At 71.5% G+C, this 22776-nt stretch carries 27 protein-coding genes and 1 tRNA gene; 19 read left to right on the top strand and 9 right to left on the bottom strand.

The annotated features are described in order from the left end of the window. The first annotated feature begins 135 nt into the window (after nt 1-135). The 3 genes from QK442_RS16545 to QK442_RS16555 all read left to right on the top strand — a co-directional run bounded on the left by QK442_RS16545 (nt 136) and on the right by QK442_RS16555 (nt 2909). On the top strand, nt 136-1689 hold the full coding sequence (locus QK442_RS16545) for a M28 family metallopeptidase (protein WP_282694702.1): 1554 nt from the start codon (nt 136-138) through the stop codon (nt 1687-1689). 172 nt (nt 1690-1861) lie between these two features. Further along, on the top strand, nt 1862-2158 hold the full coding sequence (locus tag QK442_RS16550) for a type II toxin-antitoxin system VapB family antitoxin (RefSeq protein ID WP_003999914.1): 297 nt from the start codon (nt 1862-1864) through the stop codon (nt 2156-2158). Nucleotides 2159-2285: 127 nt separating this feature from the next. Further along, nucleotides 2286-2909, top strand: a complete 624-nt coding sequence (locus QK442_RS16555) for a LytR C-terminal domain-containing protein (RefSeq protein WP_282694703.1) — start codon at nt 2286-2288, stop codon at nt 2907-2909. 35 nt (nt 2910-2944) lie between these two features. On the opposite strand, the gene upp is transcribed toward QK442_RS16555, so the two are convergent. Further along, nucleotides 2945-3580 carry a uracil phosphoribosyltransferase gene (gene upp / locus QK442_RS16560; RefSeq protein WP_282694704.1) on the bottom strand — a complete coding sequence of 212 codons (636 nt, stop codon included), beginning with the start codon at nt 3578-3580 and terminating at the stop codon, nt 2945-2947. A gap of 109 nt (nt 3581-3689) precedes the next feature. Here upp and QK442_RS16565 point away from each other — a divergent pair, with 109 nt between their 5' ends. From QK442_RS16565 to QK442_RS16605, 9 genes are all read left to right on the top strand, one after another. Beyond that, on the top strand, nt 3690-3956 hold the full coding sequence (locus tag QK442_RS16565; RefSeq protein ID WP_282694705.1) for a hypothetical protein: 267 nt from the start codon (nt 3690-3692) through the stop codon (nt 3954-3956). Nucleotides 3957-4145: 189 nt separating this feature from the next. Beyond that, nucleotides 4146-4682, top strand: coding sequence for a hypothetical protein (locus QK442_RS16570; RefSeq protein ID WP_282694706.1), 537 nt, complete (start codon nt 4146-4148; stop codon nt 4680-4682). A gap of 47 nt (nt 4683-4729) precedes the next feature. Continuing rightward, entirely contained in the window at nt 4730-5158 is a 429-nt protein-coding gene (tadA, locus tag QK442_RS16575; RefSeq protein ID WP_282694707.1) for a tRNA adenosine(34) deaminase TadA, read from the top strand. A gap of 55 nt (nt 5159-5213) precedes the next feature. Continuing rightward, nucleotides 5214-5298 (top strand) — tRNA-Ser (locus tag QK442_RS16580). Nucleotides 5299-5649: 351 nt separating this feature from the next. Further along, nucleotides 5650-5814, top strand: a complete 165-nt coding sequence (locus QK442_RS16585) for a hypothetical protein (protein WP_282694708.1) — start codon at nt 5650-5652, stop codon at nt 5812-5814. A gap of 9 nt (nt 5815-5823) precedes the next feature. Then, a complete protein-coding gene (locus QK442_RS16590; RefSeq protein ID WP_282694709.1) occupies nt 5824-6117 on the top strand; it encodes a Dabb family protein in 294 nt (97 codons plus the stop codon). Between the two features lie 240 nt (nt 6118-6357). Next, complete coding sequence (locus tag QK442_RS16595; protein WP_282694710.1) at nt 6358-7212, top strand: RNA polymerase sigma factor SigF; 855 nt, start codon at nt 6358-6360, stop codon at nt 7210-7212. A gap of 244 nt (nt 7213-7456) precedes the next feature. Then, a complete protein-coding gene (locus QK442_RS16600) occupies nt 7457-8395 on the top strand; it encodes an RNA polymerase sigma factor SigF (protein ID WP_282694711.1) in 939 nt (312 codons plus the stop codon). A 51-nt stretch (nt 8396-8446) separates the two neighbouring features. Beyond that, nucleotides 8447-9268 (top strand): hypothetical protein, encoded by an 822-nt coding sequence (locus QK442_RS16605; RefSeq protein WP_282694712.1) that lies wholly within the window; start codon nt 8447-8449, stop codon nt 9266-9268. A 2-nt stretch (nt 9269-9270) separates the two neighbouring features. Here the strand turns inward: QK442_RS16605 and QK442_RS16610 are convergent, their stop codons facing one another. Beyond that, complete coding sequence (locus tag QK442_RS16610) at nt 9271-9651, bottom strand: hypothetical protein (RefSeq protein ID WP_282694713.1); 381 nt, start codon at nt 9649-9651, stop codon at nt 9271-9273. A gap of 188 nt (nt 9652-9839) precedes the next feature. On the opposite strand from QK442_RS16610, the gene QK442_RS16615 reads away from it, so the two are divergent. The 3 genes from QK442_RS16615 to QK442_RS16625 are packed head-to-tail and all read left to right on the top strand — an operon-like array spanning nt 9840 to nt 11016. Continuing rightward, nucleotides 9840-10736 (top strand): helix-turn-helix transcriptional regulator, encoded by an 897-nt coding sequence (locus QK442_RS16615; RefSeq protein WP_282694780.1) that lies wholly within the window; start codon nt 9840-9842, stop codon nt 10734-10736. Beyond that, complete coding sequence (locus tag QK442_RS16620; RefSeq protein ID WP_282694781.1) at nt 10699-10815, top strand: DUF397 domain-containing protein; 117 nt, start codon at nt 10699-10701, stop codon at nt 10813-10815. The genes QK442_RS16615 and QK442_RS16620 overlap by 38 nt, the downstream gene beginning before the upstream one ends. 12 nt (nt 10816-10827) lie before the next feature. Further along, entirely contained in the window at nt 10828-11016 is a 189-nt protein-coding gene (locus tag QK442_RS16625; protein ID WP_282694714.1) for a DUF397 domain-containing protein, read from the top strand. A gap of 56 nt (nt 11017-11072) precedes the next feature. Here the strand turns inward: QK442_RS16625 and QK442_RS16630 are convergent, their stop codons facing one another. Next, nucleotides 11073-11801, bottom strand: a complete 729-nt coding sequence (locus QK442_RS16630; RefSeq protein WP_282694715.1) for a helix-turn-helix domain-containing protein — start codon at nt 11799-11801, stop codon at nt 11073-11075. 232 nt (nt 11802-12033) lie between these two features. On the opposite strand from QK442_RS16630, the gene QK442_RS16635 reads away from it, so the two are divergent. Both QK442_RS16635 and QK442_RS16640 read left to right on the top strand, forming a co-directional pair. Continuing rightward, nucleotides 12034-12702: a DUF4097 family beta strand repeat-containing protein gene (locus QK442_RS16635; RefSeq protein WP_282694716.1), complete on the top strand. Its 669-nt coding sequence runs from the start codon at nt 12034-12036 to the stop codon at nt 12700-12702. A gap of 37 nt (nt 12703-12739) precedes the next feature. Further along, nucleotides 12740-13543 (top strand): alpha/beta fold hydrolase, encoded by an 804-nt coding sequence (locus tag QK442_RS16640; protein WP_282694717.1) that lies wholly within the window; start codon nt 12740-12742, stop codon nt 13541-13543. 216 nt (nt 13544-13759) lie between these two features. Here QK442_RS16640 and QK442_RS16645 read toward each other — a convergent pair whose 3' ends face one another. Continuing rightward, nucleotides 13760-13984 carry a hypothetical protein gene (locus QK442_RS16645; protein WP_282694718.1) on the bottom strand — a complete coding sequence of 75 codons (225 nt, stop codon included), beginning with the start codon at nt 13982-13984 and terminating at the stop codon, nt 13760-13762. A 108-nt stretch (nt 13985-14092) separates the two neighbouring features. Then, the gene (locus QK442_RS16650) at nt 14093-14644 is read right to left on the bottom strand and encodes a Uma2 family endonuclease (RefSeq protein ID WP_282694719.1); all 552 of its coding nucleotides are present in this window, start codon (nt 14642-14644) and stop codon (nt 14093-14095) included. A 195-nt stretch (nt 14645-14839) separates the two neighbouring features. On the opposite strand from QK442_RS16650, the gene QK442_RS16655 reads away from it, so the two are divergent. After that, complete coding sequence (locus QK442_RS16655; RefSeq protein WP_282694720.1) at nt 14840-15283, top strand: MarR family transcriptional regulator; 444 nt, start codon at nt 14840-14842, stop codon at nt 15281-15283. A gap of 25 nt (nt 15284-15308) precedes the next feature. Then, complete coding sequence (locus QK442_RS16660; protein WP_282694721.1) at nt 15309-16895, top strand: MDR family MFS transporter; 1587 nt, start codon at nt 15309-15311, stop codon at nt 16893-16895. Nucleotides 16896-16973: 78 nt separating this feature from the next. Here QK442_RS16660 and QK442_RS16665 read toward each other — a convergent pair whose 3' ends face one another. The 4 genes from QK442_RS16665 to QK442_RS16680 form a co-directional block, all read right to left on the bottom strand. Beyond that, a complete protein-coding gene (locus tag QK442_RS16665) occupies nt 16974-17756 on the bottom strand; it encodes a TetR/AcrR family transcriptional regulator (protein WP_282694722.1) in 783 nt (260 codons plus the stop codon). Between the two features lie 34 nt (nt 17757-17790). Next, nucleotides 17791-19350: an MFS transporter gene (locus tag QK442_RS16670; RefSeq protein ID WP_282694723.1), complete on the bottom strand. Its 1560-nt coding sequence runs from the start codon at nt 19348-19350 to the stop codon at nt 17791-17793. Between the two features lie 72 nt (nt 19351-19422). Next, nucleotides 19423-21486 (bottom strand): glycosyltransferase family 39 protein, encoded by a 2064-nt coding sequence (locus QK442_RS16675; RefSeq protein WP_282694724.1) that lies wholly within the window; start codon nt 21484-21486, stop codon nt 19423-19425. Beyond that, the gene (locus QK442_RS16680; protein ID WP_282694725.1) at nt 21483-22766 is read right to left on the bottom strand and encodes a bifunctional glycosyltransferase family 2/GtrA family protein; all 1284 of its coding nucleotides are present in this window, start codon (nt 22764-22766) and stop codon (nt 21483-21485) included. Before QK442_RS16680 ends, QK442_RS16675 begins: the two co-directional genes overlap by 4 nt. Between the last annotated feature and the right edge of the window lie 10 nt (nt 22767-22776).

Here is a 22776-nt window from a genome sequence, read left to right on the forward strand (position 1 = left end):
GCAAACACGCTGTGAATTGAGAATTCCAGATGTCATTCCTGTTCAAGGAGACATGAATTGCGCCGAACGTGTTCACAGAACGCCCTTCCGGTGGCTAACTTCCCCTCAACCTCGTCCCCATCGGGAAGGACTCCTGTGAACGCATCGCAGCGCCGAGCCGCGGCCATCCTCGCCGCGGCGGCCCTCGCCACCCCCCTGGTCCTCGCCTCGCCGGCCACGGCCGTGAAGGACCCCGCGGCCGCGCCGGCCCGGGACGCGGCGAAGCTGTCGAAGAAGCTGGTCCGGGAGACCACGGCCAAGGACGCCTTCAAGCACCTCCAGAAGTTCCAGGCGATAGCCGACTCGGCCGGCGGCCACCGCGCGGCCGGCTCGCTCGGTCACGACGCCTCGGCCGCGTACGTGTACGCGCAGCTCAAGAAGGCCGGCTACAACGTCTCGTACCAGAAGTTCGACTTCGTCTACACCGAGACGCTCGCCGAGAAGGCCTCCGTCCTCGGCGACGCGCCCCGCACGCTCGACATCCGGGCGATGACCTACACCAAGTCCACCCCGGTCGGCGGCATCACCGCCGACCTGGCCGCCGTCCCGGTCGACGCCGACGGCACCACCGGCTGCGAGCCGGGCGACTTCGCCTCCGGCACCTTCACCGGCAAGATCGCCCTGATCAAGCGCGGCGGCTGCACCTTCGCGGCCAAGCAGCAGAACGCCGCCGCGGCCGGCGCCGTCGGCGCGATCGTCTACAACAACACCGCGGGCCTCCTCTCCGGCACCCTCGGCTCCGCCGACGCCGGCAAGATCCCGACCGCCGGTCTCTCCCAGGCCCAGGGCGAGCAGCTCGCCGCCGACCTCGCCAAGGGCCCGGTGAACCTCTCCTTCGAGGTCCGCCAGCTCAACGAGACGCGCTCCACCAACAACGTCATCGCGGAGACCAAGGGCGGCAACGCCGCCAACACCGTGATGCTCGGCTCGCACCTCGACTCCGTCACCGCCGGCCCCGGCATCAACGACAACGGCTCCGGCTCCGCCGGCCTCCTCCAGACCGCCCTGGAGCTCGCCGAGTCGAAGGCCAAGGTCCGCAACAAGGTCCGCTTCGCCTGGTGGTCCGCGGAGGAGAACGGCCTCCTCGGCTCCGAGCACTACGTCGCGAACATGTCGGAGCTCGACAAGAAGGAGGTCAAGCTCTACCTCAACTTCGACATGATCGCCTCGCCGAACTACGGCCTGTTCGTGTACGACGGCGACGACTCCGACGGCGTCGGCGCGGGCCCCGGCCCGAAGGGCTCCGCGCAGCTGGAGCGCGACATCACCGACTTCATGGACAAGCGGGGCCTCCCGCACGAGGGCACCGACTTCACCGGCCGCTCCGACTACGGCCCGTTCATCGAGATCGGCATCCCGTCCGGCGGCACCTTCACCGGCGCCGAGGGCATCAAGACCCCCGCGCAGGCCGCCAAGTTCGGCGGTGAGGCCGGGGTCGCCTACGACGTGAACTACCACGCCAAGGGCGACGACATCAACAACGTCAACATGACCGCGTTCGCCGCCAACATCAGCGTCATCGCCAACGCCGTGGGCACCTACGCCCACGACATCTCCTCGCTGAGCAAGCCGGTCGACTTCGTGCCGACCGAGGGCGACGCGGGCAGCGGCGGCGGCCTGCACGACGACCACCACGAGGAAACCGAGTAAGCAAGCGGCACCTGGACGGACGAGCGAGGGCTCCCTACCGGCGTTCCGGCAGGGGCCCTCGCTCCCGTCCGCGCGGCGGCACCCCGAATGCCGCCTATGTCGCGTTCCGTCACCCCATCTCGTCGGTGACGCGTGGCTGCGCCGGGAGCCGTACGCCCGGTAGGCTTTCCGTGTGATCTTCAAGCGCATCGGAAACGGCAGGCCGTATCCCGACCACGGCCGGGAAAGCACCCGGCAGTGGGCGGACGTCGCCCCGCGCCCGGTCCGCCTCGACCAGCTCGTCACCACCAAGGGCCAGCTGGACCTGGAGACCCTGCTCGCCGAGGACTCCACCTTCTACGGCGACCTCTTCGCGCACGTCGTGAAGTGGCAGGGCGACCTCTACCTCGAGGACGGACTGCACCGCGCCGTCCGCGCGGCCCTCCAGCAGCGCCAGGTGCTCCACGCCCGGGTCCTGGAACTCGACTGACCCGACTCGCGGACGGGCCGCCGCGGACGGCCGCGCCTGATCCTTTCGGGGGCAGTTCGCGCCCATCCGGCCGCGATCACATGATCATCAAGTAGGCATCGCGCACGGGCGGCATTACGCTGCGCCCATGAGCATGCTCACTCCCCCCGGCATGGGCGGAAAGTACCGCATCACGGGGGACGTCTATCCCCGTATGCGCCGACCCCACCGCCGGCGCAGGATCGTCCTGGCCTCCGCCGCCACCGTGGTCGTGCTCGGCGCGGCCGGGTGGGGCACGCTCCAGCTCTTCGACGTCTTCTCCGGCGGCGACGAGGGCAGGAGGACCACCGCCGCGAAACAGGCCGACTGCAAGCCCTCGCCCAGCCCCACCCCGGCCGTCAAGCTGCCCAGGCCCGCCCAGGTGACGGTGAACGTCTACAACGCGACCCCGCGCAGCGGACTCGCCAAGGCCACCGCCGACGAGCTGAAGAAGCGCGGCTTCACCATCGGCAAGATCGGGAACGCGCCGGCCGCCTACGACAAGAAGGTCCCCGGCGCCGGACTGCTGCTCGGCGCCCCGACCGCCGCCAAGGGCGCCTTCGCCGTCCTCGGCACCCAGCTCGCGGGCACCACGACGAAGGTCGACGCCCGCACCACGGCGGACGTCGACCTGATCATCGGTACGGCCTTCAAGACCCTGTCGCCCAAGGCGACGGCGGACGCGGCCCTGGTGGCTCTCGACAAGCCCAAGCCCGCGCCCACGCGCTGCTGAGCGACCGCGACCGCGATCGCCAGCCAGCCAGCCAGCTAGTCGGCGGTGCCGTACATGCGGTCGCCCGCGTCGCCCAGGCCCGGGACGATGTAGCCGTGCTCGTTGAGCCGCTCGTCGACCGAGGCCGTCACGACGGTCACCGGGGTGCCCGCGAGCTCGCGCTCCATCACCTCGACGCCCTCCGGGGCGGCGAGCAGCACCACGGCGGTCACGTCGTCCGCACCGCGCCGGATCAGCTCCTGGATCGCCGCGACCAGCGTGCCGCCGGTCGCCAGCATCGGGTCGAGCACGTACACCTGACGGCCGGACAGGTCCTCCGGCATCCGGGTGGCGTAGGTCGACGCCTCCAGCGTCTCCTCGTTGCGGATCATGCCCAGGAAGCCGACCTCGGCGGTCGGGAGCAGCCGGACCATGCCGTCCAGCATGCCGAGCCCGGCGCGCAGGATCGGGACGACCAGCGGACGCGGGTGCGACAGCTTCACGCCGGTCGTCGGCGTGACGGGGGTCTCGATGTCGACCTGCTCGGTGCGCACGTCCCTGGTCGCCTCGTAGGCGAGCAGGGTGACCAGCTCGTCGGCGAGCCGGCGGAAGGTCGGGGAGTCCGTGCGCTTGTCGCGCAGCGTGGTGAGCTTGTGGGCGACCAGCGGGTGATCGACGACGTGGAGACGCATGGCTCCACAGTAGCCCGCCGCGCACGGGCGGCCTCCCACCACTGGCCCCGACCCGGGGTGCTGCGGCAAGGTGGGGGCACAGGGACCCAGTCACGGGGTGGTGTGGCCGATGCCCGACCCGCAGAACACATCCGGCCAGGCCAGGGCCGAAACGGAGCCCCGGCCGCCGGACACACAGCCTGAGATACAGCCGGGAACGCAACCCGAGACGCAGCCGGGAACGCAGCCGGAGACCGACGCGGAGCGCCGCAGGCGCCGCGCCCAGTTCCTCCGCGAGCTGAACGAGGCCAAGGCGCTGCGCGACCGCGTCCAGCCGCGGCGCGCCCGGGCGGCCCGGATGAGGCAGGCCATGCGCATGCGGACCTTCCGCTGGTGACATCGGGGAACGCGCCCCCTCCGCGCGCCGGGGTCGTACGCCCACCCGAACGCGGGGTGGTTCAGACTGATGCACGACGCAAGAGCCGAAGACCTCTCCTGAAGCCGACGTTTCTGTCACGATGCCGATGGGGCGGGGCTCAGGACCGCACCGCCGGATCATCACACCTCTGATCAGTGGGAGAGTCAGGTGTACTTCGCCGCACTGCTCGCGCGCACCGAAGACGGGTGGGAAGCGAGCGATACGGAGCTCGACGACGTGGAGACGCTGGCGGACCTGGCCGATCTGGCCCGCGAGGCGGCGGCCGACGAGGGCGAGACGGTCCTCGTCTTCATCGAGCAGGAGGACGCGTGGTTCGGCCTCGTCCGCGTCGACGGGGAGGACGACCCCCGGGTCTACGTCTCCGACGCGGCGGCCGCGACCCGCTCCTCGTACGGGGAGATGCTCACCGCGGAACTCCTCGGCGACGACGACCCGGACAGCGAGCTCGACGAGCTGGTGGACCTGGACGGCACCGAGGACGGCGAGCCGGAGCCCGCGGCCGACGAGGACGAGGACGCCGCCGCCGGCAGCGCCGGGATCGTCCCTGCGGGCCCGCTCGGCGACGGCCGGATCCTCGCCGACCTCGGCCTGTCCGAGCGCGAGCTGCGCGCCGTGACCGACGACGCCCTCGGCGAGATCGCCGAGGCCATCGGCGCCGCCGACATCCTGGAGGCCGTGCGCTAGTGGCGTCCGCGATATCCGGCCCCGTGCCGGACCCCTGGCGGGAGGCCATGCGACTCGCTCTCGCCGAGGCCGCCGCGGCCGTGCCGGCCGGTGACGTACCGGTCGGCGCGGTCGTCCTCTCCCCGTCCGGCGAGGTCCTCTCCCGCGGCCACAACGAGCGGGAGGCGACCGGTGACCCCACCGCCCACGCGGAGGTCCTGGCGCTGCGCCGGGCCGCCGCCGTCACCGGCGAGTGGCGGCTGACCGGCTGCACCCTCGTGGTGACCCTGGAGCCCTGCGTGATGTGCGCGGGCGCCCTCGTGCAGTCCCGGGTCGAGCGGGTCGTCTACGGCGCCGACGACGAGAAGGCCGGCGCCACCGGCTCCCTCTGGGACCTGGTCCGCGACCGCCGCCTCAACCACCGCCCCGAGGTGATCCGCGGCGTCCTCGCCGAGGAGTGCGCGGACCAGCTCACCGCCTTCTTCCGCACCCGCTGACCTGCACGGGGATACGGATTTCATCGCTGAGCGACTTTGGGCTAAGCTCTCTCTCGGTAGCGTGTCCGAGCGGCCGAAGGAGCTCGCCTCGAAAGCGAGTGTGGCGCAAGTCACCGAGGGTTCAAATCCCTCCGCTACCGCTCTGATCGAAGGGCCCGGTGCATCGCACCGGGCCCTTCGGCATTCCGCTCTGGGACGGGGGAGCGGCAACGGGGGGACACACCGCTCCCCCCGACGAGAACCGGTCCGTCAAGTCCCGCGCCGCAGTCAGGGGGAAAGCGCGCGGCACGGGACCCCGCAGTGCGGGCCGGTTCCATGGGCCCCGCGGATTCCTGCCAGATCCGCCGGGCTCGTCGTCCATCCTGCCCCTCCCGCCCCCGCGCGGGGTGCGGCGAAAGGCCCCGAAGACAGGGCCCTTGGTCCATAAAGCCTCGGTTAGAGTGGCCAGCGCCGAAGCGGGGCGGAGTCCCGCCGACCGGGAGGGGAGGGCGATGTCCCAGGCGAGGAAGTTCGCGATGTACGCGTTCGGGGTCTTCGTGCTGTACGCGATCATCACCGCCCCCGACCGCTCCGCCGAGCTGGTCCAGATAGGGTTCGAGGGCCTTTCCAGCGCCGCCAAGGGTGTCGGCGAGTTCATGACCGAACTCATCAACTAGGAGCCCTCCGTGATCCGCCATCTGGTCCTCTTCAAGCTCAACGAGGGCGTCGAGCGCGACGAGCCGCGCGTCGTCGCCGGCGTCGAGGCGTTCCGCGCGCTCGGCGGACAGATCCCCGAGCTGCGGTTCTGGGAGTGCGACTGGAACGTGTCGGACCGCCCGATCGCCTACGACTTCGCGATCAACTCGGCCGTCGAGGACCTGGACGCGCTCCAGCGGTACCTCGACCACCCGGCACACCAGGCGGGCGTGGCGCTGTGGCGCGAGTTCTCCACGTGGGTGATCGCGGACTACCCCTTCTGAGGCCTTCCCGCCTCCGTACGCCTCCGAGGCCCCCCGCCGTCCGGGCGGGGGGCCTCGCGCGTTGCCGCCCGACGCGCCTCTGGCCTCCGCTTTTTCGTCCACTATGCCTTCAACACGTCATTATGCGGTGCTTGCACATACTGGACATGTCTTGTGATGCTATGACCGCTTTTGACGGATGAGTGGACCGCTTGACCGCAGTTGACCCAGTCGACCAGCTACACCAGCCAAAGGGGTGGCGTGAACGTGCCGGCCAGTACAGCACCTCAGGTCCCGCCCCAGCACGAGGCGGGCGGGGCCGCGGACACCCCCCGGTCCCGGGAGCGGAGCAGCCGCGGTGCCGACACCCGCGCGCTCACCCAGGTGCTCTTCGGGCAGCTGAAGGAGCTGGAGCCGGGGACGCCCGAGCACGACCGGGTGCGCGGGGCGCTCATCGAGGCCAACCTGCCGCTCGTGCGGTACGCGGCGGCCCGCTTCCGCTCCCGCAACGAGCCGATGGAGGACGTCGTCCAGGTCGGCACCATCGGGCTCATCAACGCGATCGACCGCTTCGACCCGGACCGGGGCGTGCAGTTCCCGACCTTCGCCATGCCCACCGTCGTCGGCGAGATCAAGCGGTACTTCCGCGACAACGTCCGCACCGTCCACGTGCCGCGCCGGCTGCACGAGCTGTGGGTGCAGGTGAACGGCGCCACCGAGGACCTGACGACGGCTCACGGGCGCTCCCCCACCACCGCCGAGATCGCCGAGCGGCTGCGGATCGGCGAGGACGAGGTGCTCGCCTGCATCGAGGCCGGACGGTCGTACCACGCCACCTCCCTGGAGGCCGCGCAGGAGGGCGACGGGCTGCCCGGGCTGCTCGACCGGCTCGGGTACGAGGACCCGGCGCTGGCCGGCGTCGAACACCGCGACCTGGTCCGGCACCTGCTCGTCCAGCTCCCCGAGCGGGAGCAGCGGATCCTGATGCTGCGCTACTACAGCAACTTGACGCAGTCTCAGATCAGCCAGGAGCTCGGCGTCTCCCAGATGCACGTGTCAAGGCTCCTCGCCCGCAGCTTCGCCCGGCTGAGATCCGCAAACAGAATCGAGGCATGACCGGAACGGGTGGACCGGTTCGGACCGGTTCGGAGCGGCCTCCGGCGCCCCAAATGCCGCACACCCCTTGTTTCCTGCGGATATGCGCTCTCTCCTTGTCGACAAGTCACTACAGCGTGTTGCCGACATGTGACATTCTGCTGGGAGCGCGTTTGCCGCAGCCCCGCCGCCGGTATTCAGGTGGAGGCTGCGTTCCTCCGATGGTCGCGGCCACCGCGACCGTCCGCGACCTCAAGGGGGTGGCATGTCCGCAGAACAGGGCAGCTCGAAGGTGCTCACGCTCACGCCCGTTCCGGGGTTCACGCCCGAGCCCGTACCCACGCAGACGACGGCGGCGACCGCGGCCGAGAGCGAGGAACTCCCGCCGGTCTCCGCCGCCTCCCCGCCGCCCGCCGTCGCCCCGGAAGCCCTCGACACCCGCACCCTCTCCCGCTCCCTGTTCCTGCGGCTGCGCGCCCTCGACACCGAGGGCGCCGCGGCCGACAGCCCGGAGCGGACCTACGTCCGCGACACCCTCATCGAGCTGAACCTCCCCCTCGTCCGGTACGCGGCGGCCCGCTTCCGCTCCCGCAACGAGCCGATGGAGGACATCGTCCAGGTCGGCACCATCGGCCTGATCAAGGCGATCGACCGCTTCGACTGCGAACGGGGCGTGGAGTTCCCGACGTTCGCCATGCCCACCGTCGTCGGCGAGATCAAGCGCTTCTTCCGCGACACCTCCTGGTCGGTGCGGGTGCCGCGCCGGCTCCAGGAACTGCGGCTCGCCCTCACCAAGGCCGGCGACGAGCTCGCCCAGCGGCTCGACCGCTCGCCCACCGTGCCCGAACTCGCCGCCGCGCTCGGGGTGTCGGAGGAGGACGTCGTCGACGGCCTCGCGGTCGGCAACGCGTACACGGCCTCCTCGCTCGACTCGCCCTCCCCCGAGGACGACGGCGGCGAGGGCTCCCTCGCGGACCGCCTCGGCTACGAGGACACGGCCCTGGAGGGCGTCGAGTACCGCGAGTCGCTGAAGCCGCTGCTCGCCAAACTCCCGCCCCGCGAGCGGCAGATCATCATGCTCCGCTTCTTCGCGAACATGACCCAGTCGCAGATCGGCGAGGAGGTCGGCATCTCGCAGATGCACGTCTCGCGCCTCCTGACCCGTACGCTCGCGCAGCTCCGCGAGGGCCTGATCTCCGACTGAACTTCGCCGAATCCTCCCCTTGTTGACGAGACGTCGGTCACACTGGGGCGCATGAGGCGCAGGAAGCAGCCCGTACTCGTGGCGGTGGCGCTCTGCCTCGGCGGAGCGCTCACCGCCTGCGGAAGCGGAGACGGCGGGGGATACACGGCGGTCGGCGCCGGCCCCTCCCCCGGCGGCGCGGTCGGCCCCTCCGGCGCGGTCACCCTGGTCCCCCTGGACAGCCCGACGACGCCCGGCCTCATCTCCAGCACCTCGTCCCCGCCACCGGGACGGGGACCGGAGACACCGGGGCCGTCCGCCCCCGGTTCCCCGGGCTCCCCGGCGGGCCCGAGCCCCTCACCCTCCCTCACCAAGGGTACGAGTTCCCCCGGCCGTACGGGCTCCGCCGGCGCTTCCGGAGGGCGTACGGAGCCGGGGGCACCGCCCGTCGGCCCCTCCTCCGGCAGCGGCTCGCCGTCCGGCGGCACCCCGGCCCCCTCCCGTACCCCTGGCGCCACACCCACACCCACCGGCCCCGCGCCCACCACCTCCGCGCCCCGCCCGACCACCAGCGCCCCCGCGCCCGGCCCCGCCGTGCTCACCGTCTCCGCACCGGTCACCGCCGACGCCGACCGGCGCTGGTGCGAGCGGGTCACGGTGACCTTCCGGAACACCGGCGGTTCCCCCGTCACCTCCGGCACGGTCACCTTCGCCACCCACGTCATCGGCGCGCTCGACCTCGACTGGGGCACGGTCACCACCAGCCAGCCGCTTCCGGCCCCGATCGCCGCCGGGACGGAGCGGACGGAGACGTACACGGTGTGCGTGGACTCCTGGCGGGTGCCGCTCGGCATGCGCGTCGACACGCAGAAGGTCACGGCCACCTGGGAGTGAGGTCAGGGGTGGACCTCTGCCTGGTGGCGGCGCAGGAGGACGTTGGCGTCGGTCTCGGCGCTCCAGTCGAACCGCGCGCGGGCGGCGGTGCGGGCGGCGTCGAGCTCGCCGCACTCGACGCAGTGCGGGACGGGGACGGGCGGGCGCGTCAGCCCGTACGCCGCGCTCGCCCGCTCGTTCACGGCCCGCACCCCGGCGGTGATCCGCTCGTCCCGCGTCGCCGGCCGCACCCACGCCGGATCCGCCTGCCACTCGCGCCCGCCGCCGACGGGCCGCAGCATCGCGTACGGCCCGTCCTTCCCCCGGTACTCGCCCACCATCCGCGCCACGGTGTCGTACAGGTAGTCCCCCCGGCCCGGCTCCGCGCCCGTGCACCCCGCCATGTCGCCCTTTCCTTCCCCGACTCCCGCCCGATCACCCGATCGGGCGATTACTCTGTGTGCTCCCAGCGTTGCTCAATGGAGAGGGCGGCCACAACGCTGATCGCGTGCCAAGGGCTGCTGTCACGAGGGGGGTTGGAGTGATCCAGCAGGAGACGAGGGCGGGCACGGAGGCCGCGACCACGGCGGAGATGTTCGGCGAACTCCTCCGGCACTACAGGGAGTCAGCGGGACTTACGCAGCAGGCGTTGGCGCTTCAGTTGCATTGCGATCGGTCGCTGGTGGCGCGGGTCGAGGCGGCGAAGAGGGTGCCGACGGACACATTCGCGAAGGCGTGCGACGAGGTGTTGGGGACGGGGGGTGTGCTGCTGCGGCTGTGGGCGCGGATCGACTGGTATCCGGCTGTGCAGCATCCGGACTGGTTCGAGCGGCGGGCGGAGATGGACGCGAAGGCGGTCGCGCTGCGGGAGTACCAGGTGCAGGTGATGCCAGGCTTGTTGCAGACACAGGAGTACGCACATGCCCTGTTCTCACGGGTGTCGAACGGCGAAGCCGTGGACGATCGAGTCCGAGCGCGACTGAGCCGTCAGCAACGCTTCCTGGCCGAGGACGGCCCGCTGTATATCGCAGTACTGGACGAAAGCTGCCTGCGAAACGTCGTGGGCGATGCGGACGTCATGCGAGAGCAGTGCGCGCATCTGCTTCGGGTCGGCGAACAAACCAACATCGTGGTGCAGGTTGTGCCTTCGGACCGTGCGAAGATCCGCCGCCCCAACACCTCGTTGTCGTTGATCAGGCTTCCCGACGGGCACGAGTGGGTCTACTCGGAATCGCTGGGACAGGGTCATTTCATCGATGATCCAACCGTCTTCGCGCGGCACTCCCAGACCTATGATGTGCTCCGGGCGAAAACTCTGTCAGTTGACGAGTCCGCAGCCCTGATCAGCGAGATCATGAAGGGGTACGAGCACTATGCAGAGGCACGAACTCGACGCACCGACTTGGATCAAGAGCAGCTACAGCGGCGACGACGGCGGCAACTGCATCGAAATCGCCCCCGGATTCCCCGACCTCGTCCCCGTACGTGACAGCAAGGCGCCCACCGGGCCGGTGCTCGTACTCTCCGCCCCGGCCTGGGCGACGTTCGTCGAATCCGTCCGAGCCTGAAGGGACGCCGCTGTGGCGCAGCATGAACTGAGCAAGGCGACTTGGATCAAGAGCAGCTACAGCGGCAACGACGGCGGCAACTGCGTCGAGATCGCCCCGGGGCCGACAGACCGCGTCCCCATACGCGACAGCAAGGCCCCGGAGGGCCCTGCTGTCGTGTTCGAGCGGACGGCCTGGGACACCTTCGTCCACAGCCTGTGAATCGTCCGAGGGCGGCCGCACCGGAAGCTCACCGGAAGCCATGAGCACCGCGGACCTCAGCGGCCCCCCGCCGACTCCGGCTTCGTGTGGAGGACCTCCCGGGCCTGCTCCGCGGCACGGGTAATGCTCTCGGAGACGAAGTCGACGAACCGGGCGATGTTCTCCAGGCGTTGGGCCGCCGGGGTTCCCGGGCCCAGGACGCCGACGCCCTGGCGGGCGATCTCGCCGAGGTGGGCGGTGGCGCGGGCGCCGGCGATCGTGGACTGGTACATGACGTCGTCGTCGACGACGTAGCGCTCGCGGCGGCGTTCGTCCCGCTCACGGCGCACGAGGCCCTGGCTTTCGAGGAACGCGATCGCCTTGGACACGGACGCCGGGCTGACCTGGAGGCGCCGGACGAGTTCGGACGCGGTGAGGCTGCCCGCGTCGGTGGTGTAGAGGCAGGTCAGTACGCGGGCGGTCATCTTGGGCAGGCCCGACGCCATGAAGACGGTCGTGAACGTCTCCTCGTACTCCCGTACCGCCTCGGCGTCGCGGCCGTGCGCCTGCGGGAGTGTTCCGGTGTCCCGGGGGGCGGCCCGCCGGCGGCGGTGGGCGCGCTGTTCGGTGGCGCGGTGGGCCAGGTCGGCGCGGTAGGCGGTGGGGCCGCCGTTGCGCATCACCTCGCGGGTGACGGTGGAGGTGGGACGGTCGAGGCGACGGGCGATCTCCGCGTAGGCGAGGCCGTCGGCCAGTCCCAGCGCGATCTGCTGGCGTTCCTGCTGGGTGAGTCTGCCGCCCGGCATCGCGGTCTCCTTCGTCGGCCATTCCTGCTGCTCCGACCGCGACTATAGCGTTCAACCTTCTCCCATTGCAACGAATGGCCACCCCTTCGTTGCGTTAGATCCAGCCCCATTGCAACGATTCTAGCGCCTCTACCTGCATATATCCCACTTCTGCGCAACGAAGCTGTTGATGCTTCCTTGAACGCAACGTAGCTTTTGCGTTGTCAGAAACAACGCGCCGAAGGAGAGAACGATGCAGAAGTTCGACACCCCCACCCCCGTCTCGGTCGTCCTCGACGTCCCCGCGGGACACATCCGGTTCATCGCCGCCGACCGGGCCGACACCACCGTCGAGGTCCTGCCGGCGGACGGTTCGAAGAGCCGGGACGTCAAGGCCGCCGAGCGGACCGAGGTCGGTTACGCGGGCGGGGTCCTGCGGATCGGGGCCCCGGCGGCGAAGAAGCAGTACTTCGGGCCCTCCGGTGCCGTCGAGATCACCGTTCAGCTGCCCGCCGGCTCGCGGGTCGAGGCCGCGGCGGCCTGCGCCGAGGTCCGGGGCGTGGGGCGGTTCGGCGAGGTCGTCTTCGAGGGCGCGCAGGGCGCCGTCAGGATCGACGAGGCCGAGAGCGTCCGCGTCACCACCTCCGGCGGGGACGTGACGGTCGGCCGCCTCAGCGGTTCCGCCGAGATCACGACGGGCCGGGGTGACATCCGGATCACCGAGGCCCTCCGCGGCACGGTCGTCCTGAGCACGCAGATGGGGGACGTGTCCGTCGGCGCCGCCGCCGGGGTCTCCGCCTCCCTGGACGCCGGCACCGGCTACGGCCGCGTCCTCAACGCCCTCAGGAACGGCGACGGAACCCCCGGCCTGGCCATCACCGCCACCACCGGCCACGGGCACATCGACGCCCGCAGTCTCTGAACCCCCCACACACCCGAAAGCGAAAGGGAGAGCAGCGATGAGCAACGAGCCCACCCCGTGGACCGGCATGGTGACGGTCGACGACACCGCCCTCGCCGTCACCGACACCGGCGGCACCGGCGACCCCCGGGTCGCCGTGGTCTACCTCAACGGCCAGTTCGCCACCCAGGGTTACTGGCGGCGGGTGATCGCCGAGCTGGGTCCGGACTGGCGGCACATCACGTACGACGAGCGGGCCCGCGGCAAGAAGTCGGGGACGTCCGCGGACTACTCCTTCGAGGCGGCCGTCCGCGACATCGACGCCGTCCTCGCCGCCCGGGGCGTGGAGCGGGCGCTGCTGGTGGGCTGGTCGTACGGGGCCTTCCTCGGCGCCCACTGGGCCTCGCGGAACCCCGAGCGCGCGATCGGCGCCGTACTCGTGGACGGGGCGTTCCCGTACGACTGGCTCGACGACGCCATGGAGCAGCGGATCCGCAAGATGTTCCGGCGGGTCGGCCGGCTCGCGCCGCTGCTGCGCCTGACCGGCCTCGTACCGCGCATGACGCCCGAGGAGATGGCGGCCTGCAACATCGAGATCGGCCGGATCGGCCGCGCGCGCGAACTCGGCCCCGTACTCGACCGCGTCACCGTCCCCACGCGGTACGTCGTCGCCTCGGGCACCTCCCTCGGCAGCCGCGGCGACGAGCAGGAGCGGATCCGCGCGAGCCTCGACGGCGTCACCGCTCGCAACCCGCACATCCGGATCAGCGCCAAGGTCGCGAGCAACCACGACAGGATCGTGAGCAAGGAGTTCCGCGCCATCGCCGACGCCGTGCGCGAGGTCGACGGCCTGAGCGGGTGAGGACGCCGTCACTCGGGGGACGCGCGGGACGCACCATCGGGCGAGTGGACCGGCGGAGGTGGTCCACTCGCGAGTGGTGCCGTCGTCGTACGGATCACGTGGGGACGTCGAGCCGACGGCGGCGCTTGCGGTCGCGCCGCGCGCGCCCGCACCCGCACCCGCACCCGCACCCGCACCCGCTGCGTACGCCTGCCGCCGCCCCCTCGCCGATACGCGTCAGCCCAGCGCGAGCCAGGCCACGCCCGCCACGACCGCGATCGCGACGATCACGGCGGCGATCACGCCGACGCGCGGGCCGCTGGAGGCGGCCGCTGCCTGCTGCGGCTGGTGCTGGGGGCCCTCGTCGACGAAGGCGCGGAACATCTGGGTGCTGCCGGCGGGGTCGTAGCCGCCGTCGTTCGCCGGGCCCTGGCCGTACGGTGCTTGGGGGTTGTGTGACATGGGCCAGACCTTAGCGAACTCGGCCCGCTCCGGGTCCAGTGGGGCGCGGGAGGTCTTCACGGGGAGCCCGCAAGGCGCCGACCTCTGGTGCGGGCTCGCCGCACGCCCTCAGTACGGGCGCAGGACCGAGGTGTCCAGGTCGAATCCGAAGGGGTCGGGGATGGGGATCTGCTCGCCGAAGGCGATGTCCTCCCGCCGGTGGTACCGGGTGGCGTCGGGGCGGCTGAAGAGAGTGACGGTCTTCTGCCGGGGATCGACGATCAGATACAGGGGGACGCCCATGACCGGGTAGTCGCGCAGCTTGCCCACCCAGTCGTTCTCCGGATTCGACGGGGACACCACCTCCACCGCGAGGAGAGCGAGGTCGGCGGGGATCTTGCCGCTGACCGTCTCCAGCGCGTCCTCGGGCAGGTAGGTCAGATCCGGATTCCGTGCCTTCGTGATGTTCGCCGACACCAAGTCGATATTGCCGACGGGGACCGCGCCCTGCGGCACGTGACGGTCGAACTGCGCGCGGATCTTCGTGAGGTTGAGCTCGTGCGGGGCCGAGGGCGACGCCTGCATGATGATCGTCCCGTCGGTGTACTCCACCTTCATGCTCTTCGGGGCGATCCGCTGAGCTTCGGCGAAAAGCTCCAAGTGCTGGGGGTTGACGGCCACGATCCGACCTCCTGGGGTGCCCGGCCAGAGTATCGAGCCGCCGACGCCCCCGCCCCTGGTTCGCGGCCCGCTCCGAACGTGGCCACTGCCCGCCCTTTGCCGATTCTTTAGCGCTGTTTGACCGATTTAGCTTGCCTGAAGCAACCATCTATCCCTATGGTTGCCCTAAGCAACAAGCTCGACAGGAGGCGCACGATGGAAGCGCGGAGCCGCTACGAGGAGCTCGCCCGCGCGGTGAGCGCGTTCGGGGCGGTGAAACGCGGCCTCGCCCGCGTCCTCCCCAGCGACTGCCAGGGGGCCTCCGCGGCCGTCCTCGCCCTGCTCAAGGCCCACGACGACATGCGGATGAGCCGGCTGGCCGAGCTCATGGCCGTGGACATGTCGGTGTGCAGCCGCCACGTGGCGCACACCGTGGACCGCGGCTGGGTCGAGCGCCTGCCCGACCCCGACGACGGCCGCTCCCGCATCCTGCGGCTCACCACCGACGGCGTCGCGATGCTCGCCGAACTCGACCGGCGGGTCACCGAGGCCTTCACCCGCCACCTCTCGGAGTGGTCCGACGACGACGTCGCGCTGCTCACCACCCTGCTCGCCCGCCTCCGCGACTCCTTCGGGGACTGCCGGGCCACCCACGCCTGACCGCGCTTGAGACCAGAGGAACTTCATGGCTACGACCACACCCGACACCGGTGTGCGGGGCGCCCCGGCCGAACGCGGGGACTCCACGCCCCCCATGACGCACCGTCAGATCATGGAGGCGCTCTCCGGGCTGCTGCTCGGCATGTTCGTCGCCATCCTGTCCTCGACGATCGTCTCCAACGCCCTCCCCCGGATCATCACCGACCTGGGCGGCGGCCAGTCCGCCTACACCTGGGTCGTCACCGCGACCCTGCTCTCGATGACCGCCACCACCCCGCTCTGGGGCAAGCTGGCCGACCTCTTCTCCAAGAAGCTGCTCATCCAGATATCCCTGGTCATCTACGCGGCGGGCTCGATCGTCGCCGGTCTCTCCCAGTCCAGCGGCATGCTCATCGCCTGCCGCGTGGTCCAGGGCATCGGCGTCGGCGGTCTCACCGCCCTCTCCCAGATCATCCTCGCCGCGATGATCTCCCCCCGCGAGCGCGGCCGCTACAGCGGCTACCTCGGCGCGGTCTTCGCCGTCGCCACCGTCGGCGGCCCGCTGCTCGGCGGTGTCATCACCGACACCGAGTGGCTCGGCTGGCGCTGGTGCTTCTACGTCGGCGTGCCGTTCGCGGTCATCGCCCTGATCGTCCTCCAGAAGACCCTCAAGCTGCCCGTCGTGAAGCGCGAGGTCAAGGTCGACTGGGCCGGCGCCTTCTTCATCAGCGCCGCCGTCTCCCTGCTCCTCGTCTGGGTCACCTTCGCCGGTGACAAGTACGACTGGATGTCCTGGCAGACCGCCGTCATGGTCGCCGGCTCGGTCCTGCTCGGCGCGGTCTTCGTGCTCGTCGAGTCCCGGGCGTCCGAGCCGATCATCCCGCTGCGCCTCTTCCGCAACCGGACCATCACCCTCGCCTCGCTCGCCTCGCTCTTCGTCGGCGTCGCGATGTTCGCCGGCACGGTCTTCTTCAGCCAGTACTTCCAGCTGGCCCGGGGCGAGTCGCCGACCATGTCCGGTGTCCTCACCATCCCGATGATCGCCGGTCTCTTCGTCTCCTCGACCGTCTCCGGCCAGGTCATCACCAAGACCGGCCGCTGGAAGGCGTGGCTGGTCGCCGGCGGCGCGCTCGCCACCGCGGGCCTCGGCCTCCTCGGCACCCTGCGGTACGACACCGCGTACTGGCACATCGCCCTCTTCATGGCGGTCCTCGGCCTCGGCCTCGGCATGATGATGCAGAACCTGGTGCTCTGCACGCAGAACCAGGTCGCCCCGGCCGACCTGGGCGCCGCCTCCTCCGTCGTCACCTTCTTCCGCTCCCTCGGCGGCGCGATGGGCGTCTCGGTGCTCGGCGCGGTCATGGCCCACCGGGTCACCGACTACGTCAAGGAGGGCATCGCCGAGCTCGGCCCGAAGGCCGCGGCGGCGATGGGCCAGGGCGGCACCGGCGGCGGCATCCCCGACATGGCCAAGCTGCCCGCCCCGATCCGTACGGTGATGGAGAGCGCGTACGGGCACGGCGTCGGCGACGTCTTCCTCTACTCGGCGCCGTTCGCGCTGCTCGCCTTCCTGGTGACGCTGTTCATCAAGGAGGTCGCGCTGAAGAGCAGCACGGCGTCCAGTCAGTCATGAGGTCTCCCGGGCGTGCTTCGAGCGGAGGCGCGGCCGGGTGCGGACGGAGCGGCGGGCAGGGGACGGCCCGCCGCTCCGTCATGTCTGCGGGTTTTCCGAACCCTCCCGGGCCACCATCGCCTCGATCCCCGCGACCAGGATGTCGAGGGCATAGGCGAAGTCCCGCTCCCAGATGGCGCTCATGGAGCCGTGCGAGGCCCGCTCGTCGAGGATCTCCGTCAGCGGCTCCAGCGCCTCGCGGAACTGAGGGTCGTCGCGGAAGGCGGTGACGGCGTCGGAGTAGAAGGCGTCCTGCGACATCCCGGCCTCGGCCGCGCGCCGCTCGAACTGCGCCTCGATCGTCCCGTAGCCGTACACGAACTGGAAGATCGCCGACATCGCGCCCGGCTGGCCGCTCAGCGGGAGGCCGGTCTCCCGGATCGCCTCCTGGATCCTCGCGCCGACGGCGATCGCGTTCGGCCCGATGTTCAGGTACTGGCCCACGCACGGCGACATCCACGGGTGGCGGACCAGCATCCGCCGGTAGTGCAGCGCGAGCGTCCGGATCCGCTCCCGCCAGTCGGCCCCGGCGGCGACCGCGTCCAGGTCGATCTCCCCGTACACGGTGTCGATCGCGTACTCGATGATGTCGTCCTTGGTGTCCACGTACCAGTACAGGGACATCGCGGTGACGCCGAGCTCGGCGGCGAGCCGGCGCATCGACAGCTTGGCGAGTCCGTCCCGGTCGAGCATCCGCACCGAGGCGGCCACGATCCGGTCCCGGTCGAGCCCGGCGGGGCCGCCGCCGCTGCGGGCGGCCCGCTGCCCCAGCCAGACGCTGGAGCCTGCCGGGTTCTTCTCCCGGTCCGCAGCCTTGACCATGGTCGTCCTCCGTCTGTCGGCGGTCGGGACCATGCTAGGCAGCGGTGACCTGTTCGGATGCCTCGGGCTGCTCCGCGTTCCCGGCCCGTTCGGCCCGTTCGGCCCGCTCGGCTCGCTCGGCCCGCTTGAGGAGGAGGGCGGCGAGGAGACCGCCGACGAGGACGGCGACCGCGCCGACCAGCTGGCTGGTCTGGAGCCCGGAGGCGAAGGCGTCGGAGATCGCCGCCCGTTCGGTGTCGCTGCCCGCCGCGGCCAGGGCCGCCGGGAGCGAGGCCGCGGTGACGGTGACGAGGACGGCGAAGCGGGCGTTGAGGACGGCGCCGAGGACGGCGACGCCGAGGCCGTTGCCGAACTCGGCGAGCGTGCCGTTGACGCCCGCGCCCACGCCCGCCTTCTCCGGCGGGATCGCGCTCATGATCGCGTTCGCCATGGCCGGGTTGGAGACGGCGAGGCCGGTGCCCATGAGGACCAGGCCGAGGAGCATGCCCCCGTACGTGCCCTCCGCGCCGCCGCCGAGCAGGGCGATCGAGGCGAGCCCGGCCGCGACCAGCGTCATGCCGACCGTCACGGTGAGCGGGGTGCCGAGCTTCGTCACGATCCGCGGGCCGACGCCGCTGAGGTTGAGGACCACGATGGTCAGCGCCAGCGGCGCCATCCGCAGCCCCGCCTCCAGCGGCTCGTACCCGAGCACGAACTGGAGGTGCTGGGTGAGCAGGAACAGCGAGCCGCCCATCCCGAACATCACCAGGATGGCGCCGGCGACCGCGCCCACGAACTTCTGGTTGCGGAAGAAGTGCATGTCGAGCATCGGGTACGGGGTCCGCAGCTCCCACAGCGCGAACGCGGCGAGGACGGCGACGCCGAGCGCGGCCGGGACCAGCACCTCGGCGGAGGTCCAGCCGTGCTCCGGGCCGGTGATGATCGCGTACACGGCGGCGGTCATGCCGACGGTGGAGAGCAGTGCGCCGAGCAGGTCGGGGCGGTCGCCCTGGGGGTTCTTCGACTCGGGGACCAGTTTGAGGACCGCGACCAGGCCGATGACGGCGACCGGGATGTTGATCAGGAAGATCATCCCCCACCAGAAGTGGTCGAGGATCGCGCCGCCGATCAGCGGTCCGGCGGCGAAGCCGAGCGAGCTGACGGTGGCCCAGAGCGCGATGGCCTTCACGCGCTCGGAGTCGTCGAAGATCTGCATGACGACGGCGAGCGTGGTGGTCATCAGGAGCGCGCCGCCGACGCCCATGCCCGCGCGGGCGGCGATCAGCTGGCCGGTGGAACCCGCCAGACCGGCGGCGAGCGAGCCGAGGCCGAAGAGCGCGAGACCGACGGCGAGCAGCTTCTTGCGGCCGTAGCGGTCGGCCGCGTTGCCGGCGGTGAGGAGAAGGCCGGACTGGACGAGCGAGTAGGCGTTGATCATCCACTGGATGTCGCTGGTGGAGGCGTGCAGCTCCGTGGTCAGCGAGGGGATGGCGACGCTGAGGACGGTGTTGTCGAGGAGCACGGTGAGCTGGGCGAGACAGATGACGCCGAGGATCAGCCAGCGCTGGGGGTGGCCGCCGGTCGCCACGGGCGTGGCCGTGGGCGTGGCTGTCATGGAGACTCCTATACGGTGTACGAGCTTCAAGGCTCGTACACCGTATAGGAGGTCTCGTACGCTGTATAGCGGTTATTTCTTCGGGGCGGTCAGGTCGTAGAAGGTGGCGTTGCCGACGGTGGTGGGGGTGAAGTTCTCCTGGACCCAGGTGCTGATCTCGGAGCTGCCGCCAGGCCCGCCCATGCCTCCGCCTCCGCCTCCGCCTCCGCCGATGAAGTAGTGGATCCGGCCTTCGGCGACGTACTGCTTGAACCGGGCGAGGGTCGGGGACGGGTCGCTGCCGTTGAAGCCGCCGATCGCCATGACCGGCTTCTCGGTGGCGAGCTGGTAACTGGCCGCGTTCTGGGCGCCGATCGCGGCGGCGGCCCAGGTGTACGCGTCGGCGTCCTGAAGCAGCTTCGCCTTCGCCTCCGTACCGACACTGGCGCCGTTGAGGAGACCGGCCATGCCGCCGCCACCGCCACCGCCGCCTGCGCGTTCGCCGAAGGCGGGGGGCTGTCGGCCGTTTCGGTTCTGGCCGCCTCCCGGGAAACCGTTCGGGGGCTGCGTACCGTTCGGGGGCTGCATGCCGTTCGGGGGCCGCACGCCTCCGTCCGTACGTCGGCCGCCCCCGTCCATGCGCGGGCCCGCGCCCGAGGGGCCCGCCGTGACGATGGAGCCCTGGTGGCCGGTGGAGAGCGTCTCCAGGGTGTACGCGAAGGGGCCCGCGAGTCCGGCCGCCAGGCCGAGTCCCGCCGCGGCGAGGCCGAGGCGCCGGCCGGTCCGGCCCGCGAGGAGCAGCCCGAGCGCGGCGACCGCGCCCACGGCGAGCACCGCCCAGCGCAGCCACGGCAGGTGGTCCGGCGTACGGCCGAGCAGCACCCACCCCCACCAGGCCGTCGCGCCCACCACGACCGCGAGGCCCGCCGAGGCGAGCGGCGCCGTCCGCTCCTCCCACAGCACCGCCGCGCCCATGCCGATCAGGGCGGCGAGGTACGGGGCCAGGGCCACCGTGTAGTACTCGTGGAAGATGCCGGCCATGAAGCTGAAGACGCCCAGCGTCATCAGCAGCGACCCGCCCCACGCCAGGAACGCGGCCCGGGCCGTGTCCGTGCGCGGCGCCTTCCGGGTGACGACGAGTCCGGCGAGGAGCAGGAGCAGCGCGGCCGGGAGGAGCCAGGAGATCTGGCCGCCGTTGGAGTCGTCGAACATGCGCAGCAGCCCGGTCTCGCCCCAGCGGCCGCCCTGCCCGCCGCCGGGCCCGCCCATGCCGCCGCCTCCGCCGCCGACGCTGCCGACCTCGTTGCCGTTGATCCGGCCGAGGCCGTTGTAGCCGAAGGTCAGCTCCAGGAAGCTGTTGTTCTGCGAGCCGCCGACGTACGGGCGCGAGGCCGCCGGCCAGAGCTCGACGAGCGCGACCCACCAGCCGCCGGAGGCGAGCAGCGCGAGCCCGGCGAGGCCCAGCTGTCCGAACCGCTTCAGCGGCCGGGCCGGGGCGCACACCGCGTACACGAGCGCGAGCGGCGGCAGGATCAGGAAGGCCTGGAGGGTCTTCGTCAGGAACGCGAGCCCGAACGCGACCCCCGCCCCCACCAGCCACTTCGTTCCGCCCTCGGCCTGCTCCAGGGCCCGCAGCACCGCGTACACGGCCACCGTCATGAGCAGCGCGAGCAGCGCGTCCGGGTTGTTGAAGCGGAACATCAGCGCGGCGACCGGCGTCAGCGCGAGCACCGCGCCCGCGATCAGGCCGGCGCCCGCGCCGAAGCGGCGGCGGACGGCCGCGTACAGGACGGCGACCGTGGCCACGCCCATCAGCACCTCGGGCACCAGGATCTGCCAGGAGCCGAGGCCGAAGAGGCGGACGGAGAGCGCCATCGGCCAGAGCGCGGCCGGCGGCTTGTCGACGGTGATGGCGTTGGCGGCGTCGAGCGAGCCGAAGAAGAACGCCTTCCAGCTCTCGCCGCCGGCCTGGACGGCCGCCGAGTAGAAGGAGTTGGCGTAGCCGGAGGCGCTCAGGTTCCACAGGTAGAGCGCGGTGGTGACGGCGAGCAGGCCGAGGAGGGCGGGGCGCGCCCAGGGGGCGTCCTCGGGCCGGCCGCGCCAGAGCCGTACGAGGCGGGTCTCCCCGGCGGCCGGGGTCGGGGCGGTCGCGGTCATCGGGGGTCCCCCGTGGTCTGTCGGCGCTCCGGGAAGACCCAGAGCCGGAAGAGCAGGAAGCGCAGCACGGTCGCGGCGAGGTTGGCGACGACGAGCACGGCGAGTTCGGTGGAGTGCGCCGGGTCGCCGGTCGCCGCCCCGAGCGCGGCGAGCGATCCACTTGTCAGGGCGAGGCCGATGGCGAAGACCACCAGGCCCTGCGCCTGGTGGCGGACGGCCCGGTCGCGGCCCCGGACACCGAAGGTGAGGCGGCGGTTGGCGGCCGTGTTGGCGACGGCGGAGACGAGGAGGGCGGCGGCGTTGGCGGACTGGGCGCCGGTGCCGAGCCGGAAGAGGGAGTAGAGCGCGAGGTAGAAGAGCGTGGACGCCACGCCGACCGCGCAGAACCCGACCAGTTGGCGGGCGAGGCCGCCGGGGACCCCGGAGAGGGCGCGGTCGCGCGGGTCGTCGCCGAAGGGCCGGGCGAGCCGGTCCAGCGGCAGCGAGCCGGTCGCGAGCGCCCGCCCGACCCGCCACACGCCCTTCAGGTCGTCGGTGGCGGTCCGCACGATGTGCACGGTCGAGTCGGGGTCGTCGACCCAGTCGACCGGCACCTCGTGGATCCGAAGGCCGGCCCGCTCGGCGAGCACCAGCATCTCGGTGTCGAAGAACCAGCCGGTGTCCTCGACCATCGGAAGCAGCCGTTCGGCGACGTCCCGCCGGATCGCCTTGAAGCCGCACTGGGCGTCGGAGAAGCGGGCGGCGAGCGAGCCGCGCAGGATCAGGTTGTAGGCGCGGGAGACGAACTCCCGCTTGGGCCCGCGCACCACCCGCGAGGAGCGGGTGAGCCGGGACCCTATGGCCAGGTCGGAGTGGCCGGAGATCAGCGGCGCGACGAGCGGGAGGAGCGCGTTGAGGTCGGTGGACAGGTCCACGTCCATGTAGGCGAGGACGGGGGCGTCGGAGGCCGACCACGCGGTCCGCAGCGCCCGGCCGCGCCCCTTCTGTTCGAGCCGTACGGACCGCACCTCGGGCACCTCGGCGGCGAGGGCGGCGGCGATGTCGGGCGTGGCGTCGGTGGAGGCGTTGTCGGCGACGGTGACGCGGAAGCCGTACGGGAAGGTGCGCGCCAGGTGCGCGTGGAGCCGGCGGACGCAGGGCTCCAGGTCCTTCTCCTCGTTGTGGACGGGGATCACCACGTCCAGAACGGGCCGTCCCGCTTCGCTCACCGGCAGGTGCTCCCGGGCGGGGAGGGTGCCGGGGGCCTGCGTCGCGGGCCCCGCGAGGGTGTGGGTTCGCATGCCCACGACC

The sequence above is a fragment of the Streptomyces sp. CC208A genome, assembly GCF_030010625.1.
GTDB lineage: Bacteria > Actinomycetota > Actinomycetes > Streptomycetales > Streptomycetaceae > Streptomyces.